At 40.8% G+C, this 19358-nt stretch carries 17 protein-coding genes; 1 reads left to right on the forward strand and 16 read right to left on the reverse strand.

All coding sequences use genetic code 11. From position 1 onward, the window contains the following. Window positions 1-219 precede the first annotated feature (219 nt). From EKQ44_RS04975 to EKQ44_RS05045, 15 genes are all read right to left on the reverse strand, one after another. Window positions 220-1371, reverse strand: coding sequence for a homogentisate 1,2-dioxygenase (locus tag EKQ44_RS04975; protein WP_237662436.1), 1152 nt, complete (start codon window positions 1369-1371; stop codon window positions 220-222). A 171-nt stretch (window positions 1372-1542) separates the two neighbouring features. Continuing rightward, window positions 1543-2454, reverse strand: a complete 912-nt coding sequence (locus EKQ44_RS04980) for a fumarylacetoacetate hydrolase family protein (protein WP_237662437.1) — start codon at window positions 2452-2454, stop codon at window positions 1543-1545. Between the two features lie 19 nt (window positions 2455-2473). Next, complete coding sequence (locus EKQ44_RS04985; protein ID WP_237662438.1) at window positions 2474-3082, reverse strand: flavin reductase family protein; 609 nt, start codon at window positions 3080-3082, stop codon at window positions 2474-2476. Between the two features lie 19 nt (window positions 3083-3101). Next, the gene (hisC, locus tag EKQ44_RS04990) at window positions 3102-4190 is read right to left on the reverse strand and encodes a histidinol-phosphate transaminase (RefSeq protein WP_237662439.1); all 1089 of its coding nucleotides are present in this window, start codon (window positions 4188-4190) and stop codon (window positions 3102-3104) included. A 58-nt stretch (window positions 4191-4248) separates the two neighbouring features. Then, the gene (gene hppD / locus EKQ44_RS04995) at window positions 4249-5367 is read right to left on the reverse strand and encodes a 4-hydroxyphenylpyruvate dioxygenase (RefSeq protein ID WP_237662440.1); all 1119 of its coding nucleotides are present in this window, start codon (window positions 5365-5367) and stop codon (window positions 4249-4251) included. Window positions 5368-5678: 311 nt separating this feature from the next. Next, entirely contained in the window at window positions 5679-7115 is a 1437-nt protein-coding gene (locus EKQ44_RS05000; protein ID WP_237662441.1) for a dihydrolipoyl dehydrogenase family protein, read from the reverse strand. Continuing rightward, window positions 7116-8369 carry a dihydrolipoamide acetyltransferase family protein gene (locus tag EKQ44_RS05005; RefSeq protein ID WP_237662442.1) on the reverse strand — a complete coding sequence of 418 codons (1254 nt, stop codon included), beginning with the start codon at window positions 8367-8369 and terminating at the stop codon, window positions 7116-7118. A gap of 18 nt (window positions 8370-8387) precedes the next feature. Beyond that, entirely contained in the window at window positions 8388-9383 is a 996-nt protein-coding gene (locus EKQ44_RS05010) for an alpha-ketoacid dehydrogenase subunit beta (protein ID WP_237662443.1), read from the reverse strand. Then, on the reverse strand, window positions 9383-10447 hold the full coding sequence (pdhA, locus tag EKQ44_RS05015; protein ID WP_237662444.1) for a pyruvate dehydrogenase (acetyl-transferring) E1 component subunit alpha: 1065 nt from the start codon (window positions 10445-10447) through the stop codon (window positions 9383-9385). The genes EKQ44_RS05010 and pdhA overlap by 1 nt, the downstream gene beginning before the upstream one ends. A gap of 16 nt (window positions 10448-10463) precedes the next feature. Continuing rightward, complete coding sequence (locus EKQ44_RS05020; RefSeq protein WP_237662569.1) at window positions 10464-11600, reverse strand: Leu/Phe/Val dehydrogenase; 1137 nt, start codon at window positions 11598-11600, stop codon at window positions 10464-10466. A gap of 35 nt (window positions 11601-11635) precedes the next feature. After that, window positions 11636-12019, reverse strand: a complete 384-nt coding sequence (locus EKQ44_RS05025) for a thioesterase family protein (RefSeq protein WP_237662445.1) — start codon at window positions 12017-12019, stop codon at window positions 11636-11638. A 997-nt stretch (window positions 12020-13016) separates the two neighbouring features. Continuing rightward, window positions 13017-13811 (reverse strand): ABC transporter ATP-binding protein, encoded by a 795-nt coding sequence (locus EKQ44_RS05030; RefSeq protein ID WP_237662446.1) that lies wholly within the window; start codon window positions 13809-13811, stop codon window positions 13017-13019. Continuing rightward, on the reverse strand, window positions 13789-14811 hold the full coding sequence (locus EKQ44_RS05035; protein WP_237662447.1) for an ABC transporter permease: 1023 nt from the start codon (window positions 14809-14811) through the stop codon (window positions 13789-13791). Before EKQ44_RS05035 ends, EKQ44_RS05030 begins: the two co-directional genes overlap by 23 nt. A 34-nt stretch (window positions 14812-14845) precedes the next feature. After that, complete coding sequence (locus EKQ44_RS05040) at window positions 14846-15844, reverse strand: ABC transporter substrate-binding protein (RefSeq protein ID WP_237662448.1); 999 nt, start codon at window positions 15842-15844, stop codon at window positions 14846-14848. Window positions 15845-16306: 462 nt separating this feature from the next. Next, the gene (locus EKQ44_RS05045) at window positions 16307-17254 is read right to left on the reverse strand and encodes an NAD(P)H-dependent flavin oxidoreductase (protein ID WP_237662449.1); all 948 of its coding nucleotides are present in this window, start codon (window positions 17252-17254) and stop codon (window positions 16307-16309) included. 79 nt (window positions 17255-17333) lie between these two features. Between EKQ44_RS05045 and EKQ44_RS05050 the strand changes: the two genes are divergently transcribed. Continuing rightward, window positions 17334-17852: a gamma carbonic anhydrase family protein gene (locus EKQ44_RS05050; RefSeq protein WP_237662450.1), complete on the forward strand. Its 519-nt coding sequence runs from the start codon at window positions 17334-17336 to the stop codon at window positions 17850-17852. A 482-nt stretch (window positions 17853-18334) separates the two neighbouring features. On the opposite strand, the gene paaX is transcribed toward EKQ44_RS05050, so the two are convergent. Next, window positions 18335-19210 (reverse strand): phenylacetic acid degradation operon negative regulatory protein PaaX, encoded by an 876-nt coding sequence (gene paaX, locus EKQ44_RS05055; RefSeq protein ID WP_237662451.1) that lies wholly within the window; start codon window positions 19208-19210, stop codon window positions 18335-18337. Window positions 19211-19358 lie beyond the last annotated feature (148 nt).

A 19358-nucleotide genomic window follows, 5' to 3' on the forward strand; every position in this document is an offset into this window, starting at 1 on the left:
TTATTTAAAAAGTATACATCGATGCATTTTAAGTATTTTTCCAGTAAAATGAAACAGATTAAAATTATACTAAAAAAACGGTATTGACAAGTTTTGATACAGTCCATTTTATTACAAGATAGTACTTTTATGTTACATTCATTACAGGAAATCTTACTTTTTTGGATAATATAACCATAAAAACACCAAGCTTTGGAAAGCCTGGTGTTTTACGATGATTTACTTTTCTATCCAAGTAAACATATACTTTTTATCTTCGATACCGTGAGCTTTTTTAACGACCTTTAAAGGCTTGAATGTATCTATCATGACTGCAAGTTCCAAGGTCTCCTTCTTTCCGATACTAGCCTCGGTCGTACCAGGATGCGGGCCATGTGGGATACCTGATGGGTGTAACGTAATGGACCCTTCCTCAATACCTTTGCGGCTCATGAAGTTACCTGCCACATAATAAAGCAGTTCATCACTATTCACATTACTATGGTAATACGGAGCCGGTATTGCTTCTGGATGGTAATCGTACAATCTTGGTACGAAGGAACAGACAACAAAGTTATGCCCTTCAAAGGTTTGATGGACGGGAGGTGGCTGATGAACCCTGCCTGTAATAGGCTCAAAATCTTCTATATTGAATACCCATGGATAGAGATAACCGTCCCAACCCACTACATCAAGGGGGTGATGTCCAAGTACGTGTGAGTGCAAATAACCCCTTGTTTTGGTGATTACTTCATACTCACCTTTGTCTGTATATGTTTCTAACGTTTCAGGCCCCCTGAAGTCACGTTCGCAAAATGGACTGTGTTCTAACATCTGGCCATATTCATTACGATACCTTCTAGGAGTAGTTAGTTGACTAAAAGATTCAATGAAAAGAATTTTAGTTTCTTCATTAGGAATGACACGGTAGATGGTTCCGATTGGTATGGTCACATAATCCCCGGGACGATAGGTGATGGTCCCGAACATGGTTTCTACTTTACCTGAACCGAAATGGATGAATAGCAGTTCGTCTCCGTCTCCATTTCGGTAGTAATTCTCCATCTTTTCTGTAACCAGCGCTGTTCCTATTAATAAATCACTGTTTCCTAATAAGTATTCTCTGGCATCAAGGGCATTTCCTTTGGTCTCTAGTGAAGTGGTGAGTAAATGACGGTGATTCAGAGCTTCTTGTTCTTCATATTTCGGAATATAGCTGCCAAGTACCGTGGATTTTACCACTTCTGTTGGCAGGTAGTGATGATAGAGGATGGATTGTGTACCTGAAAAACCTTTGGTACCCATTACCTGTTCTCTATACAATGTGCCATCTTCTTTTTTGAACATCGTATGGCGTTTATGTGGTATTTCTCCCATTTTACGATAATACATGAGCTCACCTCATTATATTGTTTAGTTGTTATTTAAAACTTGAACATTCCTTTTCGCTGCAGGCACCCGCATTCCACGGGGCAGTACTTGAGCCTCCTCACCACGCTTCAGGGGTCCCATGTCTACCGCTACCTCCCGCCGGAGCCGAGTGCCTTACGCTTCTAAACACACTTATTTTATAGTGTTTTTCAATGTTCCTAAGCCAGTGATCGATAGTTCTACTTCATCACCAGGTTGTAACCAGCGGTGTACTTCTGTACCTAGTTCCAGGATGCAACCGGTACCAACAGTCCCTGATCCTATCACTTCTCCAGGGTATAAGGTAACATCGGCTGATGCTCTTTCAATCATTTGAGCAAAGCTATAGTGAATCTGCTCGACATTCCCTTTTGAAAGTAAACTTCCATTTACAGAAGCAGTCATTTCTAAGTTGTAGCCTCTACTTGTTTTAAAAGATTCAAGTTCGTCAGGTGTCACAATGACAGGCCCTAAGGATGTCGCAAAATCTTTTCCCTTTGCAGGACCCAAACCAACCTTCATCTCTTTTGCTTGAAGGTCCCTTGCACTCCAATCATTCATGATGCAATAGCCAAAAATGTAATCCTCGGCATCCTGCACTTTAATATTTCTGCCTTCTTTTCCAATGATGCAGGCAATTTCCAGCTCATAGTCCAGCCACTCACAATTGGATGGTTTATCGATCCCTTCCCCGGGGCCTTTAATGGCCAAGTGGTTGGTAAAATAAAAAACGGGAAACTCATACCACTCCGGAATTACATCCAATCCCCTTCTGGCGCGCGCAGTCTTTACATGCTCCTCAAACGCGTAGAAATCTCGAACACTTACAGGTCTAGGTAAAGGTGCAAGAAGGGTGACTTCCTCTCTTTTGTATCTTCCTTTAGAATGATCATCTTCTAAATGAAGTGTTACAATATCTCTATATTTCTCATAATGGTTTACCAATGTAAGAAGGTCGGTTGGTAATAGACCATCTGATGCTTCGTTCATGTCGACAACAATGTCATGATTGATCCAGCCGGCTTTGATCTCACCAGAGCTATTTTTAAAAGTAATATACTTCATGACAAACCCTCACATTTCCTTATTTACGTTGAAGCTCGAACATATCACTAATGGCCTTTGTATACATACTTCCTGCCATTCTTCCTACAGGGTTCAATTTTGTTGTATCAATTTTCCCCTCGAAATACAGGTCATCTGAAATATGGAAACTCTCTACTTTTCCGATAACAAGGCTGCCGGAACCTGGTACATCACCGAAATGGAGCACTTCATGTAGTGAGCATTCCATTTGGACTAGGCTTTCCTTCACCCGCGGTGGTGTAACCATGAAACTAGGTTCTTTTGTGAAGCCAGACTCTTCAAACTCATCCACATCACTTGGGAATTCCGTTGCAGTAATATTCATCTGTTCCACAATTTCCTCGCTGACAATATTGATGACAAACTCCTTTGTGCTTTCAATATTCATTAAGGTGTCCTTTTTTGAACCATCAGTCCCTCTTCGCATAGGAGAAAAGCAGACAAGCATCGGCTCTGCACTGATAGCTGTAAAAAAACTGAAAGGAGCGATGTTTGCAATCCCTTCCTTATTAATAGAAGAAACAAGTGCAATGGGTCTTGGCAAGATAGAACCCACCATCAGCTTGTATGCATCTTTCCAGGCAAGATTGCTTGGTTGAATATCCATGTATGTCACCTGCACTTTGCTACAAATTTTTTAACGCCTCAATAAAAGAACGGTTATCCTCCATGGAGCAAATGGTGACCCTTATACTGTTCGGATACCCCAAAGCTGCTCCTGTTTTAACCATGATCCCTTTTGTTAGTAATTTTTGAGTGATTTCATTTCCATCTTTGCCAATATGTATCATCATGAAATTTGCTTGTGTAGGGAAATAGGTATAACCTAATTCGTCTAATTCTTTCTCCAAGTATGCTCTCCCTTGTTCATTGCGAAGGATACACTCTCTTCTGAATTGTTGATCCTTAATGGCTTCCATCGCAGCTGCTTGAGCAAGCTGATTTACATTGAATACCTCTTTTACTTTGTTTAATTCTGCTGTTATGGAAGGGTCCATGATGCCATAGCCAATTCTTAATCCAGCCAGGCCATATACTTTAGAAAACGTTCTTAAAATAACAAGATTTGCATGTGTCTTTAATAAAGGGGTCGATTGGAGATATTCCTCACTTGTTGCATATTCATAGTACGCCTCATCTAACACAATCAAGATATGTTCCGGGACTTTTTCAATGAAGGAAGTAAGTTCTTCCTTATTTACAATTGTCCCTGTTGGATTGTTAGGATTGCAGACAAAAATCATTTTCGTTTGTTCTGTAATATTAGCAAGCATCGCCGTCAAATCATGTACGCCATTTTTTAATGGAACGACCACTGGCTTGCCGCCTTCAATGGAGACGTTGGTTTTGTATCTCGGGAATGTAATATCAGCCATTATGGCTTCTTCTTCTGTATTTAGAAAAGCTCGGATCAGCAGCCTGATTATTTCATCTGAACCATTTCCAATGAACAACTGATTTTGGGCTACCCCTAAAAAATCCGCCAATCTGCTAGAAAGAGCTCTCGCGGAACCGTCAGGGTATGTAAATAAATAATCTAGCCTTTGCATTAGTTGTTTCTTTACAAGCGGGGAACAACCGAACACGTTTTCAATTTCAGACATGTTCCTTATCGTCGCGATTCCTAATTCCGACTGTATATCCTGCAAGCTTTTCCCTAAAGGGTAGGCAGCAATATGCTGGAGAATTTCTCGGCTTTTTACTTTTACCGCCATTGGTTCATCTACCTCCTATAAAAAAGGGAGGAAACTGGTCCTCCCTTTTGTGACTTGCTTACAGATTTCCTCTTAATTCTTGTTCTCTTTCGATGGATTCAAATAATGCTTTGAAGTTTCCTTCACCAAAGCCCTTTGCACCCTTACGTTGGATGACTTCTATGAAAAGAGTCGGTCTGTCTACAATAGGTTTAGTAAAGATCTGAAGCAGATAACCCTCATCGTCTCGGTCAACGAGAATGCTCAGCTCGCGAAGCTTTGCAATTTCCTCATCAATTTCCCCTACTCTTTCTGATAACATTTCATAGTAAGTGTCAGGAGTATTTAAGAACTCAACACCATTTTCTTTTAATTTGCTTACTGTCTGAACAATATCTTCCGTTAAAATGGCAATATGTTGAACACCGGCACCATTATAGAACTCCAAGTATTCTTCGATTTGTGATTTTCTTTTTCCTTCAGCAGGTTCATTGATTGGGAATTTGATTCTGCCGCCATTGTGCATTACCTTTGACATTAGCGCGGAATATTCTGTGTTAATATCTTTATCTGTGAAATGAGTCATTTCTTTAAAGCCCATCACTTTTTCGTAATAAGCAACCCACTCTTCCATTTGCTCTACGTTCCCTACCACATGATCAATTCCGATAATTCCTGCATCTTTAACTGGTGTGGAGTTCGTATATGCTTTAAATCCAGGCATGAATACGCCATTATAATTTTTACGTTCAATCAAGGTGTGTATGGTATCTCCATATGTACCAATTACCGCTTTTTTCAATGTTCCGTTCTCGTCTGTCAGTTCTTGTGGAGGTTGGATGGCAATAGCTCCTCTTTCCACCGCTCCGTTGTAAGCACTTTCAACATCTTCCACAACAAGTGCGATATCCTTTACCCCGTCTCCATGCTTTTTAACAAACTCCGAAATTTTTGTATCCTGTTTAAGTGAACCTGTAATGACAAGTCGTACATTACGTTGCTTTAATACATAGGAAACCGTCTCCCTATTGCCTGTTTCTAAACCAGAATAGGCTATAGGTTGAAAACCGAATGTGGTAGCAAAGAAGTGTGATGCTTGTTTAGCGTTGCCTGTGTAGATCTCCAAATAGTCAACATCTTTTACTGGGAATACTTCTTCTACTTGATCTTTCACTTGCATCGTTTTTTCTACGTTCATAAATATCCCTCCTGATTTTTATCTAAAGGCTCTGTTAAAGACCGCTGTTGATTTCCGCAATAGGCTTCGCTTTCCTAGGGGCGTTTGGGGAGCCTCCTCGGCTTCGCCTGCGGGGTCTCCCCTATACGCTATCTCCCTAAGGAGTCTTCGCCTATTGCTCCAAACAACAGCTAGGTTGCTTCTAAAATCAACAATATACTTTAACAAAGCTTATCTAAAAAATATTATTATTCTGAATATAATATAATCTAAAATTTTCAACGTCCGCAAGAGTCTCGTTTAAAGCTAGAATGCTTTGACGCGACAACGTGTCATGAAGATGTTACTTTTTGTTTTGTGGCTCTCGGAGCCTTATGAATTGCTTTTCCATCGAGATCCTCCACCGACTCCCACATACTTTCATTTACACTTGGGTGCGGGTAGGAAGGAAACAGCATATCCTCTTGTCTTGCCACCATTTCTAAAGCAAGCGTCCCGGTACTGATCATCTCTACCGCTTGGGCGCCCATCATATGAATACCCAAGACTAAATCTGTTTTCGTATCTGTTACCGTTTTACTGAAGCCTTCTTTTTGTCCAAGAATGCTTGCATACCCATTTGTTTGGAGAGTGCTTTCCCCTATTTTCACTTCAAACCCATTTTCAACCGCATTTGTTTCCGTCATTCCGACTGCCGCAATCGGAGGAATGGTCTGAATAATTCTAGGTAGAAACGTAAAATCGCACTCCGATTGATAGCCTGCCATGTTTTCCGCTGCCACTTTACCCTGTTTAATTGCTTTAACAGCCAAGGCAGGGCCTTCTGTTATATCACCTATTGCATAAATGGAAGTATTATTTGTACGACAAGCTTCATTAATTTTTATAAAGCCTTCATCACTTATATGAATTCCTGCTCGCTGAATACCAAGTGATTCCGTTACTGGATATCTTTCTTCAGCACAATAAAGATGTGAACTTTCTAGAATAACTGATTCATTCTTATCGTTTTCAAATACCACTTCCCACTGGTTCTCTTCGAATCTGAACTTGGGAGTTATTTCAGTTTTATAGAGCTTTATCTTTTGCTTTTTTAACTGTCTCTGCAGCTCTTTGTTTATGGATGGATCAAATGTAAATTCATGCTGACCTGGCGGAAGAATCAAAGTCACTCTTGAACCTAGGCTGTTAAATGTTGTTGCGGCTTCAAGGGTGAAATCATCATTTCCATATAAAATAAGTTCACTTGGCAATTCTTCGAGATTCCATATGGATGTTGGTGTTAAAGCTTGCGGGTTTATTTCAGCAATTGGCTTCTTACTGCACCCAGTTGCAATAATGACATCGTTATAGGTGAAAGTATCATATTGATGCCCATTCTCCACCCCTATTTTACTGGCGGATATAAAAGAGGCTTCCCCCTCTATGATCTCAATTTTATTTGCTTTGCATAATGCCACGACACCTTGAAACAGTTGTTCCACTACCTTTTGTTTGTGTTCCTGTAATCTTGGAAGGTCGAATGTGACTCCGCTTGTATCCAGGCCGAGCTGCTGAAAAGGTTTCATCCGTTGGAAGACCTGCGCTGCTGCGGTATGTACTTTTGATGGAATGCATCCTTCATTTAAGCAGACGCCGCCAAGCTTGTTTTTCTCAATGATGGTAACCTGTCGGCCCAACTGAGCCGCTCTGATTGCAGCGTGATAACCACCAGGGCCGCCGCCGATCACCATTACATCCCGTTCTTGAGTAAGTTCGCCTACAACCATTTAAACCAGCTCCAGCATCAATAATTTTGGTTCTTCTAAAAGTTGAGTCAGCCTGTTGGTAAAGGCGACTGCTGTAGCTCCATCTGCCACACGATGATCAAATGACATGGAGATGTTCATGATGGACCTTATCACAATCTCTTCCTGCTCATTTACAACCGGACGCTTTTTGGTTTTATGAAAGGAGATCAAGCCTACTTCAGGTTGGTTGATAATCGGTGTGGCGCCAATACTTCCACCAAGAGGACCAACATTACTGATAGTAAAACTGCCCCCAGTCAATTCTTTCATGGAAAGCTTATTTTCCTGGGCCTTTTTCGTTAATTCTTTTAAATTGGCATGGATTTCTTTTAATGACTTCTTTTCCACATTACGAATCACAGGGACAATTAAACCGTCTTCTGTATCTGTGGCGATTCCAATATGATGTTCTTTTACAAGCTCGATTGTCTCTTCCTGTTCGTTCAATCTTGCATTAAATATTGGATAATCTTTCAGGGCGATGGATATGGCTTTTAAAAATAGAGAAGTTGCTGATATGCTTTGATTGCTTTTTTTCCATATTTCTCTTAGTTCTAATATATTGGTTACATCAACTTCTTCAAAGTGTGTGCAATGCGGGATGGTAAGCAGGGACTGTGACATCTTTTTGCCTATTTGTTTTCTTCGGCCTCTATATGGAATGATTGTAGAAGGCTCTTGCTGGTTATTCGATTCTGTTTTTGATTGAACTTGTTGAGCTTCCTCTTCATTAACTTCCACTTTCAGTGCAGGTTGCTTTTTACTTTCTATGAATCTATATACATCTTCATCTGTGATTCTACCAGCAGGACCGGTTCCTTCGATTTGTTCAATATCAACCCCGGCGTCCCTTGCAATTTTTCTTGTATAAGGGGCTGCCATGATTCTAAATGAATGTAACTTTGTTGAAGGTTGATGCTCTCTTGTTGTTTCGACAGTTTTTGTGGAAGTGTTTGTATGTGCTGGGTTGGGAGTAGTGATGGATTCCTTCCCAGCTGATTCAGCTTCTAATAGAAATAAGGTGGTCCCAACAGGAATGGTCTCCCCTTCTTTCACCAATATTTCTTTAATTACTCCTGCATATGGTGCTGGTATTTCAGCAGTCATTTTATCTGTTTGTACCTCAACTAGAGGCTCATCAGGCTTTACCTTATCTCCTTTTTTAACAAAGAAAGATAAAATATCAGCCTGTGTCATGCCTTCGCCAATATCATGAAGTTTGACCTCGATCATATGTTGAACCCCCTTTCACTAAAACTTCATCACTTTATTTACTGCCGCAACGACTCTGTCAGTAGTTGGCAGGTAATAGTCTTCAAATCCAAAATAAGGAACAGGAACGTCAAACCCTGTCACTCGCTCTACGGGCGCCCTTTGATAAAGGAATGATGTTTCATTTATGATGGCAAGCACATCACCACTTACACTTGTTGCCGCATGCGCTTCGTGCACAATAACCGTTCTTCCCGTCTTTTGGACAGATTCCGCAATGATATCTTTATCAATCGGGTAGAGGCTTCTCAGGTCGATTACTTCGCAACTTACACCCTCAGACTCTAGTTTTTTTGCTGATTGAAGGGCCACAGGAACCATCGCTCCCCACGCGATAATGGTGACATCTTCCCCTTCCCTGCAAATCTTTCCTTTTCCGATTTCAACTGTATATTTTCCTTCTGGCACTTCTTCTCTGACTGATCGATAACAGCGCATCGGCTCCAAAAATAGTACCGGATCTGGATCCTCGATGGCAGCAATCAATAATCCTTTCGCATCATATGGGTTAGACGGGCACACCACTTTAATACCAGGCATATGGGTGAAAATTGCCTCTGTACTGTCTGAATGAATTTCAGGCGCCCTTACACCTGCCCCGTATGGCGCACGGATGACCATAGGGACGGTGTAATGCCCCATCGTTCTAGCCCTGATTCTTGAAGCATGTGTCATGATTTGTTCGTATGCAGGATAGATAAATCCAAGAAATTGGATTTCTGTAACCGGACGGAACCCATTTATCGCCATTCCGATTGCAGCGCCGATGAATCCTGCTTCACTTAACGGAGTATCCAAGACACGGTCTTCGCCATATTTTTGTTGCAAGCCTTCAGTGGCCCGGAAAACACCGCCATTTACCCCAATGTCTTCACCCATTAGAAGTACATGTTCGTCTTCGCGGAGCATAGTATCAAGTCCATCCGTAATCGCTTGAACAATTGTCAATGTCTTCGTTTTCAATGCCGTTTCCACTATGCTTCACCTCTCATCAGTTGAAGAAGTTCTTTTTTCTGTTGCTCAATTCCCCATGTTGGTTTTTCAAACACGTAGTCAAACATGTCAGCTGGATCTGCCTTTGGAAAATTCTCCATTTCTTCTATCGCAGTATCGACTTCTTGAGAAAGCTCCACTAACAATGACTCTTTCTCGTCTTCTGTAAACCAGCCTTGATTTTTAATAAAGCGTTCTAAGCGTAAAATAGGGTCATTCTCTCGTCTTTTCTCATTTTCAGATTGGTCTCGATATTTGGTTGGATCATCCGCAGTGGTGTGGGCGCCATATCTCCAGGTTACCGCTTCAATTAAAGCTGGCCCCTCCCCGTTTCTCGCTTGTTCTAATGAATCTAACGTATGAAAATAAACGGCAAAAATATCATTTCCGTCAATTCGAACGCTTCTCATATCATAAGCAAGGGCTTTTTGAGCAATTGTTGCCGTATTCATTTGTTTGGATAGGGGTACGGATATGGCAAAATGATTGTTCTGGTTAAAAAACACAACCGGCGCCTTCAGAACACTTGCAAAGTTTAACCCTTCATGGAAATCCCCTTCAGATGTTGCTCCATCCCCAAAATAAACAATACTAGCATTTTTAGTGCCTTTTCTTTTCTCTGCATACGCTGCGCCTACAGCATGCGGCAGTTGAGTAGCAATAGGAATACCCGGCGGAAAGACTTTTTTCCCGTTTGCCGGAATACACCCTTCATTTCTGCCGTTCCAAAATAAAAGGATATTACGAAGGGAGTGGCCAAACGTCATAGTTGCTCCATGGTCCCTGTAGGAAGGAAATAACCAGTCATCTTCATTTAGAGCCAACGCACTGCCGACTTGTGAAGCCTCTTGACCCTCATAAGGTGCATATGTCCCGATACGTCCTTGGCGTTGAAGACTTATACACTTTTTGTCAAAGGTGCGAATTCTAAGTAAATGTCTATACATGGCCTTTGCCAAATCTTCTGTGATTCTTTCTTCATACGTTTTATCAAGGATATTGCCCTGATTATCGATTATTTGAATGATAGGAAATTGATCGTTCAACTTATTTCCCCCTCTATTAAACTCGTACTGACCATTTTGGTCGTTTGGAATGGGTAAAGAAGCTGTTTCTTCTGCTTCTGTCTACTAATCTCTGTTCACAGAAATTATTTGCCGCTTCCACTGTCGTAATATTCATTTTCTCTGCTTCTTTATATACATCCATCAAAGAGTTGTAGATAGCCATCGTTTTGCGAAGAACACGCTCTTTATTTGGTTCATATAATTCATCTGCCACTTGAATGAGTCCACCAGCATTGACGATGTAATCTGGAGCATAGAGGATCCCTTTTTCTTGTAGCATCGCACAGTGATGATTTTCTATAAGCTGGTTGTTGGCAGAACCTACAACCGCTTTTACCTTCAGTTGTTCCACAGTTTGATCATTGATGATTCCTCCGAGTGCGCAAGGAACGAATACATCGGCATCCACAGAATAGATTTCATCCCCACCTACCACTTTAATGCCTGCTCCTATTTCCTTAGCTTTCGCAACAAGTTGATTGATGGCGAATTCATTGATGTCCGATACATATATGTCAGCACCGGCAGTCATCAATTGCTCTGCCACTTTTGCTCCGACTTTTCCAAGTCCTTGGATTGCATAACTTTTTCCATACAAATTTTTAGAGCCCCACAAGGTGAGGTTTGTTGCTTCAATTCCGTAAATGACGCCTTGTGCCGTTGGAACGGAAGAATCTCCACTTCCACCATAAACTTCATCTACTCCTACAATACAGTTTGTTTCTTTTAAAGCGTGAACAAAGTCCTCGGGAGATGTCCCCATATCTGTTCCAGTGTAAAATCTCCCATTCAATGATTCTACAAACTGACCGAATGCACGGAAAAGTTCCGGTGTTTTATCTTTGTTGGGATCGCCGATGATTACTGCCTTCCCACCACCGAAATCCACATCCGCCGCAGCACATTTATATGTCATCCCTTTTGAAAGACGAAGAACATCATATAGGGCTGCGTCGACAGATTGGTAAGGCTGCATACGGCATCCACCTAGAGCAGGACCCAATGTTGTGTTATGTATCGCAATAATGGCCCTTAACCCAGTATCCGGATCGTTACAAAAAACTACTTGTTGGTGTTGTTGAATTTTATCGAACATTTCCATTCCCCCAACTTCAGAAGTAAGCGTTTTCATATTTGTCAAAAGAACCACCCTTTTTCTTTATTCTTTTAGTCTATCATTGCTTGAATTTTACTTTTTGGTAATATCACTTGCGTAACTTCCCCTTCACCAACAACGCGATCTTCAGAAAATATTAGGACTTTTGTGATGATGAAGTTTTTCTTAAGAGCCACTACCGTTGCTTCTATTGTTAAAATAGTTCCTTCTGTTGCCGGTGCCAGATGCTTTACTTTAACTTCTGCACCCATTCCTTCTTCTGTCTCTTCCAAAATCCCTAAAATTATCTGTCTTGATGCCCATTCCATGTGATAGACCATCATTGCTGTGGAATACACGGGATGCACTAGTTCCCCTTCAAACTGGGCAAACATTTTGTTGGTAACGGTGATTTGAATGGAATGTTTCGTACCTATGGTTATTTCGGGCTTCATGTGTTCACCTCAAAACGTATAACGTTTATTCAACGCTATAATAACATTTCGTTAAATGAACAGTCAATAAATTGTAGAAATTTTATAAATAGTCAATCATAAATGGTGAGAAGTTAAGTTGATTGGTTTATCACCGCTGTTCCTTTCCGCAAATGGCTTCGCTTTCCGCGGGACGGTGCTTGAGCCTCCTCACCACGCTTCAGGGGTCACAATCTACCGTTTTTCCCCCGCTGGAGTCTTCGTCACTTGCTTCCATGCACAACTGTTAATCTCATATATGGTAAGTGAATGCTTAATAGGCTACTTCATCAGTTAGATGCCTTTTCATAAACCCTTGGATAAAAGTAGCTTTCTTGTTGATTGAATCGGAAGAAGGAACGCAGCCCCTGCGGGAGGAAGCAATCTTCCGTTGAGATTGTCATCATCAGTGCTATAAAGACATTCTGGAGATGGTTTTTCCGTTGAGATTGTCATCATCAGTGCTATAAAGACATTCTGGAGATGGATTTTCCGTTGAGATTGTCATCATCAGGGCTATAAAGACAATCTGGAGTTGGATTTTCCGTTGAGATTGTCATCATCAGTGCTATAAAGACATGCTGGAGATGGATTTTCCGTTGAGATTGTCATCATCAGGGCTATAAAGACAATCTGGAGTTGGATTTTCTGTTGAGATTGTCATCATCAGGGCTATAAAGACAATCTGGAGATGGATTTTCTGTTGAGATTGTCATCATCAGGGCTATAAAGACATTCTGGAGATGGATTTTCCGTTGAGATTGTCGTCATCAGTGCTATAAAGACATTCTGGAGATGGATTCTCCGTTGAGATTGTCGTCATCAGAGCCATAGAGACAATCTATCTGGCTACAATGTTCCGCAGGCTCACGGGCAGCCCGCAGGCAAGCGAAGCGGCTGGAACGGAAATCAACCGCTTTATATAGATTCTTAAACTAAAAAAGAGGAAAATGACCAGGTCATTCTCCCCTCTACATATTCAACTTAATAATGCTCTGTCGTTAGTCATTGCTTGACCGCGTATTCGTTGGAATTCAGCTAGCAATCGTTCAATGGTAAGAGATTTCTTTTCTTCCTCTCCCACTTCAAGTATGATTTGTCCCTTGTCCATCATAATTAAACGATTCCCAAGATCAAGTGCCTGTTGCATGTTATGGGTTACCATCAGTGTCGTCAACCCTTTATCTGCAACGATTTCTTTTGTGATGTTAGTAATCAATTCGGCACGAGATGGATCAAGAGCTGCAGTATGCTCATCCAAAAGCAGAATATCCGGTTCCGTGAATGTTGCCATCAAAAGGGACAAAGCTTGCCTTTCCCCACCTGAAAGCAATCCCACTTTTGCACTCAATCTATTTTCCAAACCAAGGTGCAGCGTTTCGAGCACCTCTTTAAAATATGTTTTTCTCTTTTTTGTCACGCCCATTTTTAAGGTGCGGCTTTTATTCCGTGAATAGGCCATTGCCAAATTCTCTTCAATCGTCATCGTAGGAGCCGTTCCTGCCATCGGGTCCTGGAACACCCTTCCGATATATTTGGCTCTTCTGTGCTCTGCCATATAGGTGACATCGCGGCCATCAATCTCCACTTTGCCGGTATCAGGCGTCAGTACACCTGAAATCATATTCATTAAAGTAGACTTACCGGCTCCGTTACTCCCAATGATGGTAACGAAATCTCCTTTTTTTAAGAAAAGGTTGATGGTATCAAGCGCATTTTTTTCATCTAGTGTTCCTTCATTAAAGATTTTGTTAATCTGTGTTAAATGTAGCACGTTGATCCCCCTTTTCATTGGCAGGTTGTAAAGAAGCCAGTTTAAGCATCTTCTGTTTTTTCCTCTTTCGATCTTTATAGCTATCAATAAATTTAGGGGTGATAAGCGCCAAGATAACAATCGTTGCCGTAATGGCTTTCAAGTCACCTGTTTCTAAAAATTCTACTCTCAGAGCAAGCGTCACTACAATACGATAGATGATAGCGCCACCGATTACAGCAAACGTGGTCCATGCAATCGTTTTTGTACCAAAGATGGCCTCTCCGATAATAACAGATGCCAACCCGATGATGATCATCCCGATCCCCATTCCAACGTCTGCATACCCGCCGTGCTGGGCGATCAATGCACCAGAAAATGCAACCATGGCATTGGAAATCCCTAAACCAAGAATAACCAGTCCGCTTGTATTGGCAGAAAGACTGCGAATCATTCGCTTATTATCACCCGTCGCTCTTATTGCCAAGCCAATTTCAGTTTTCAGGAATAAATCTGTTAGTATCTTAATCGCAAACGTGACGATCAACATGATGAAAATGATCCCCCATGTTCTAGGGACAAAAGCTCCTAACCCGATCGTTGAAAATATATTATTTAAAAATTCATCTATTCCGGTACTCCCCCACGAAGAACGGATGTTGGTAAAAAAGGTATCACTATTCAATAATGGCACATTTGATCTTCCCATTATTCGCAAATTGATGGAATAAAGGGCGATCATCATTAAAATACCAGATAATAGTGGATTAATTTTTCCAAACGTATGTAAGGAACCGGTAATGCAGCCTGCGATAAATCCTGCAAACATCGCCACCACTGTAGCTGTGATAGGACTATATCCGCTGACAATCATTGTCGCAGCAACTGCAGCGCCAGTTACAAAGCTACCATCTACTGTCAAATCGGGAAAATCAAGGACCCTAAAGGAAAGATATACCCCTAGGGCCATGATTGCGTAGATGATTCCCAATTCGACTGAACCAAAAATTGCTGTTATCATGTCAGAATCATCTCCTTGGTTGTCTTAAAATATCTTATTTTTCATCATGGAATTCTGCAAACTCAGTCCAAGCATCTTGCACTTCCAAGCCTTGAGCTTCTGCAGCGTCTGTATTAATAGTTAACTTTAAGCTCTGAGGATAAGATACTGGAATTTCAGAAGGTTTCTTTTCACCTTTTAATACTTGAACGGCCATCAAGCCGGTTTCATAACCTAGGTCATAATAATTAAATCCACTTGCCGCAACTGCTCCTGCTTCCATGGAATCAAGATCTCCTGCAAACAAAGGAATCTTTTCATTCGATGCTACTGTAATGAGTGATTGTATAGCTGAAACCACTGTGTTATCTGTTGGCATATAGATCGCATCTACTCTTCCAATTAAAGATTCTGCAGCCTGCTGAACCTCTGCAGATGTAGAAACGGAAGCTTCTACTAAAGTTCCGCCTTTTTCCTCAACAAGACTTTTTACTGTTTCCACCTGCACAACGGAGTTTTGTTCTCCAGTATTATAGATAACACCAATATTTTTCGCACCCAGCTCGTCTACCATGAAATTGATAGTAGTAGAAATAGCATCAGGGTGTGTATCTGAAGTCCCTGTGATATTTTCGCCTGGTTTATCAAAGGATTCTACTAATTCTGCACCGACAGGATCAGTAACAGATGTAAAAATGATTGGAATATCTTTTGTCGCCTGCAAGGCACTTTGTGCACTTGGAGTGGAGTTAGCAAAAATCAAATCCACTTCATCTGCAACAAACTTATCTGCAATTGGCTTGTTGTTATTCGGATCTCCTTGAGCGTTTTGAACATCATATTTGACATTCTCGCCTTCTTTGTATCCATTGTCTTCTAGCGCCTTCTTGAACCCCTCAAACGCAGCATCCAAAGATGGATGTTCAGCAATTTGGGTTACCCCTACAACCACTTGGTCCTTTGCATCCCCGCTTGTTGAGTCGGAGCTACAGCCGACTAATAAAGCGGCGCATGCCATACTTGCCAAAATAGACTTCATCTTGAACTTTTTCATACTTATCCCCCTTATATATGTTTTTAAGCTACATAAAATTATGTATGCTTTTGAAACCGTTTACATGATGTTGTTGTCTATGATGGACAAAACGTTATTCGTTTTTTCAACGTTATATTAACACCAACAAACAAATAGTGTCAATATATTCGAAAAATTTAAATAAATTTATTATTTTACAATAAATACGCCATTTTTCCCTAAAACCCTTTTTCTTTTTATAAAATAAAAGTGCTCTTTTCTAAAAAATTGTTGCTAACCACTAGCAAAAAGTCGGCATTTGGTCTTTTTGTCCTCTTACCTGCTCTAAAATAAACATGTAGAATATACAAAAAAAAACAGGGAAAAGAGCACGACAGTAAGGAATATAACGGTTAGTTGGTTAATACGAAAAAGCAAGTGAGTTTACGAAAATAGCCATTAAAAAAGAAACCTCTGAATGATTAAGAGGTTTCTTGACATTTATAACTGGGCGACTGCTCTTTGAAGCTGCTCTTTGGCTTCAGTAACCATTTGCTCGAAAAGTTCACTTACACTTGGTATTGTTTGGATGATACTAGATATTTGACCACCGTTAATAAAACCGTGTTCCAGTTCTCCCTCAACAGCGCCTTTAATATGGTGATCCTCCGTAGTCAATAGATTAAACTCCTCCAGCGTAATCCCTTCCTGCTCTTTCTTAAGAAGCAGATCAGCATATGGTGTGCGAATGACCCGTCTTACTCGCCCAACTGTTCTGCCCACAATAACAGTACCTTGATCATCAGCCGTTAAGATGGAATTCTTATAATGATTATGAAACGGTGCTTCTTTCGTTGCAATCAGCCTCGTCCCCATCTGAACTCCAGAGGCACCAAGTGCTATAGCAGCAGCAAGCCCCTTTCCATTCCCAATTCCACCAGCGGCTACAACAGGTATGGACACACTCTCTACCACTTGTGGTATAAGTGTCATGGTGGTTGTTTCAAGATTTGAATTGATACCGGCAGCTTCATAACCTTCTGCCACAATAATATCAGCGCCAGCATTTTCGGCTTTGATTGCCTGTTTAGGAGAAGCTACCACACATATAACCGTTATCCCATGTTCTTTTAGCCTAGGAATATAAGGAGCTGGATTCCCTGCTGAAAGGGATACAACCGTTACTTGGTGCTTAATTATGAGCTTCAGAACCTCTTTTGTATATGGAGAAACCGACAAAGCAACATTCACTGCGAAAGGTTTTTCCGTAAGTTCTTTGGTTTTTATGATAATATCTTCCACTTCTTCCGGCTTCATCGTTCCTGCTCCAATTGTACCGAGGCCGCCTGCGTTGGAGACAGCTGCAGTTAATGGTGCATTACTGATATTTCCCATTCCACCTTGGATAATAGGAATGCTTATTTTAAGAATTTCTTGTAATATATTCACCTATTAATTCACCCCTCGTAAAAATAATGTTATACTAATTTTAAAATTTAGACAATAATATTTGGGGAGTGATGGATGAATGATTTATCCTTTTGGAGGAAAAAAACCGCAACTTCATGATTCTGTATTTGTAGCACCGGGCGCACGAATTATCGGTGACGTAACGATTGGGGAAGAATCGACTATTTGGTTTAACGCAGTTCTACGTGGTGATGAAGGACCAATATCAATCGGGAAAAGATGCAGCATCCAGGATAATGTAACTGCGCATTTGTACGAAGGATTCCCTTTGGTGGTTGAGGATGAAGTAACAGTTGGACATACAGCTATTTTGCATGGCTGTACGGTTAGAAAACGATGTATTGTAGGAATGGGATCCACGATCTTAGATGGAGCGGATATTGGTGAGGAGAGTATTATTGGTGCCAATACTTTAATTCCTTCTGGTAAAAAGATTCCTCCACGTTCGTTGGTTGTTGGGTCCCCTGGTAAGGTTATTCGTGAACTAACAGAAAAGGATTTGGAGCTCATACAGTTGTCCATTGATACATATGTGCAAAATGGGAAGGATTATCAGAAGGAATTGGGCGAGGGATAAATGGAAGTTTTGGTGGGACCGGGCTGTGTAGATGGCTCGGTTTTTTGTTTGTCGTGATGAGGACCTCTCTAACGAGAAGATAAGGGTAGAGAGGTCCTCATAGACTTGATCAAGACTTCAGTTACAGGAAAATAGGATTAGAGAGGTCCTCATAAAGGTGCTTTTTTGTTTGATTCGATATTTGATGAGTTGATTTATCTATTGGTTCTCTCTTATTAGATTTAGTTTGCTAGGTTATACAACTTTATGATGATCTTCTACATTTAAAAATGAAACTTCTACACTTTATTAAGAACCTTCTACAACAAAGAACAAACCTTCTACACTTTTCAGCCGACCTTCTACCTTTCAACAAAAACCGACACAAAACATATCCATCATAATAATGTTATGTAAACAACAACTACCTCAAACCCTCACCCCCACCCGAAAACAATCAAAAAAAAAGCACTCCCACCAACTACCTAGTGGAAATGCCCCCATCACTCCATAATATAAGGATGATTCATCACATCATACTTCTTATCCTTCAATTCCAACTCATTACCGTCCTCAAAGACCTCTTCAAAAAACCGGGAAGCTGGCTCCGCCAATTCTTTATAATACTCACTAAATAAAGAAGCCGCATGACTACCAAGCCACATATCAGGTAACAGTTCTTCGGGAAGCCCCGGATCAACGAACAAAAACTTCCTATATTCATGGACAAGCTTGGTCCTCTCCACAAAACATTCGGCATCTGTCATTTGTCCTTTTCCAATCTTATTCTTGTCGATGATATACTTCTGACTATACTCTTGGATAAATTGTTGGTACCGTCCATTAATCTCATTCAGATCCCAGCTTTTCATGACAAGGCGTTCGTTCTCATATGGCCCATGATATTCAGAAATGAAAAAGTCGACATACTCTTCTATTTCGTATTTGGTAATAAGGTCATGTACTTGTTTTTCCAATGAGTTGGGCGAAATCCAACAACTGTTTGATAACGTTCCAAACCCACTCCAGACCAACTCTTTACGCAGTTCATCCCGAACACTTCTGATTTCTTCTGGTATGGTGTACATAAGCATGCGCCATTTTCCATCCCAGCTATCTGTCTTCAGTTTGAAAATACGTTTTGCCGCTTCGTCAATTCTTTTCACGCCGCGTTCTGTTAGAAAATAATAACTTTTGTTTCCCTTTTTCTCCGCTTGGACCCATCCCTGCTTGTTCATACGTGAGATCGCAGCTCGCACGGCTTGGTCATTATGTCCAAATTCATTAAGTAATTTGATTAAGCTTCCGATCCAGATTTTATTCCCATAATGTCTAACATAATCACCATATAAAGTAAAAATCATTGATCTTGTATTCATTTCGAGCATCCTCTTTCTACCACATAAGATAAATCGCTATATTACAGTAATTTCATTTTAACAGAGTAACGCGTTATAGAAAAGACGGAACGGAAAACTTATCTCCAAGTATTCTTCAAAAAACATCCCAAAGAATCATAGGGCATCA

The sequence above is a fragment of the Sutcliffiella horikoshii genome, assembly GCF_021991925.1.
GTDB classification, from domain to species: domain Bacteria; phylum Bacillota; class Bacilli; order Bacillales; family Bacillaceae_I; genus Sutcliffiella_A; species Sutcliffiella_A horikoshii_F.

Excerpts from the sequence above, each read along its gene's own strand:
- EKQ44_RS04975 (WP_237662436.1), bottom strand. The coding sequence starts at position 1,371 with ATGTATTATCGTAAAATGGGAGAAATACCACATAAACGCCATACGATG.
- EKQ44_RS04980 (WP_237662437.1), bottom strand. The coding sequence starts at position 2,454 with ATGAAGTATATTACTTTTAAAAATAGCTCTGGTGAGATCAAAGCCGGC.
- EKQ44_RS04985 (WP_237662438.1), bottom strand. The coding sequence starts at position 3,082 with ATGGATATTCAACCAAGCAATCTTGCCTGGAAAGATGCATACAAGCTG.
- hisC (WP_237662439.1), bottom strand. The coding sequence starts at position 4,190 with ATGGCGGTAAAAGTAAAAAGCCGAGAAATTCTCCAGCATATTGCTGCC.
- hppD (WP_237662440.1), bottom strand. The coding sequence starts at position 5,367 with ATGAACGTAGAAAAAACGATGCAAGTGAAAGATCAAGTAGAAGAAGTA.
- EKQ44_RS05000 (WP_237662441.1), bottom strand. The coding sequence starts at position 7,115 with ATGGTTGTAGGCGAACTTACTCAAGAACGGGATGTAATGGTGATCGGC.
- EKQ44_RS05005 (WP_237662442.1), bottom strand. The coding sequence starts at position 8,369 with ATGATCGAGGTCAAACTTCATGATATTGGCGAAGGCATGACACAGGCT.
- EKQ44_RS05020 (WP_237662569.1), bottom strand. The coding sequence starts at position 11,600 with ATGAAAACGCTTACTTCTGAAGTTGGGGGAATGGAAATGTTCGATAAA.
- EKQ44_RS05025 (WP_237662445.1), bottom strand. The coding sequence starts at position 12,019 with ATGAAGCCCGAAATAACCATAGGTACGAAACATTCCATTCAAATCACC.
- EKQ44_RS05035 (WP_237662447.1), bottom strand. The coding sequence starts at position 14,811 with ATGATAACAGCAATTTTTGGTTCAGTCGAATTGGGAATCATCTACGCA.
- EKQ44_RS05040 (WP_237662448.1), bottom strand. The coding sequence starts at position 15,844 with ATGAAAAAGTTCAAGATGAAGTCTATTTTGGCAAGTATGGCATGCGCC.
- EKQ44_RS05050 (WP_237662450.1), top strand. The coding sequence starts at position 17,334 with ATGATTTATCCTTTTGGAGGAAAAAAACCGCAACTTCATGATTCTGTA.
- paaX (WP_237662451.1), bottom strand. The coding sequence starts at position 19,210 with ATGAATACAAGATCAATGATTTTTACTTTATATGGTGATTATGTTAGA.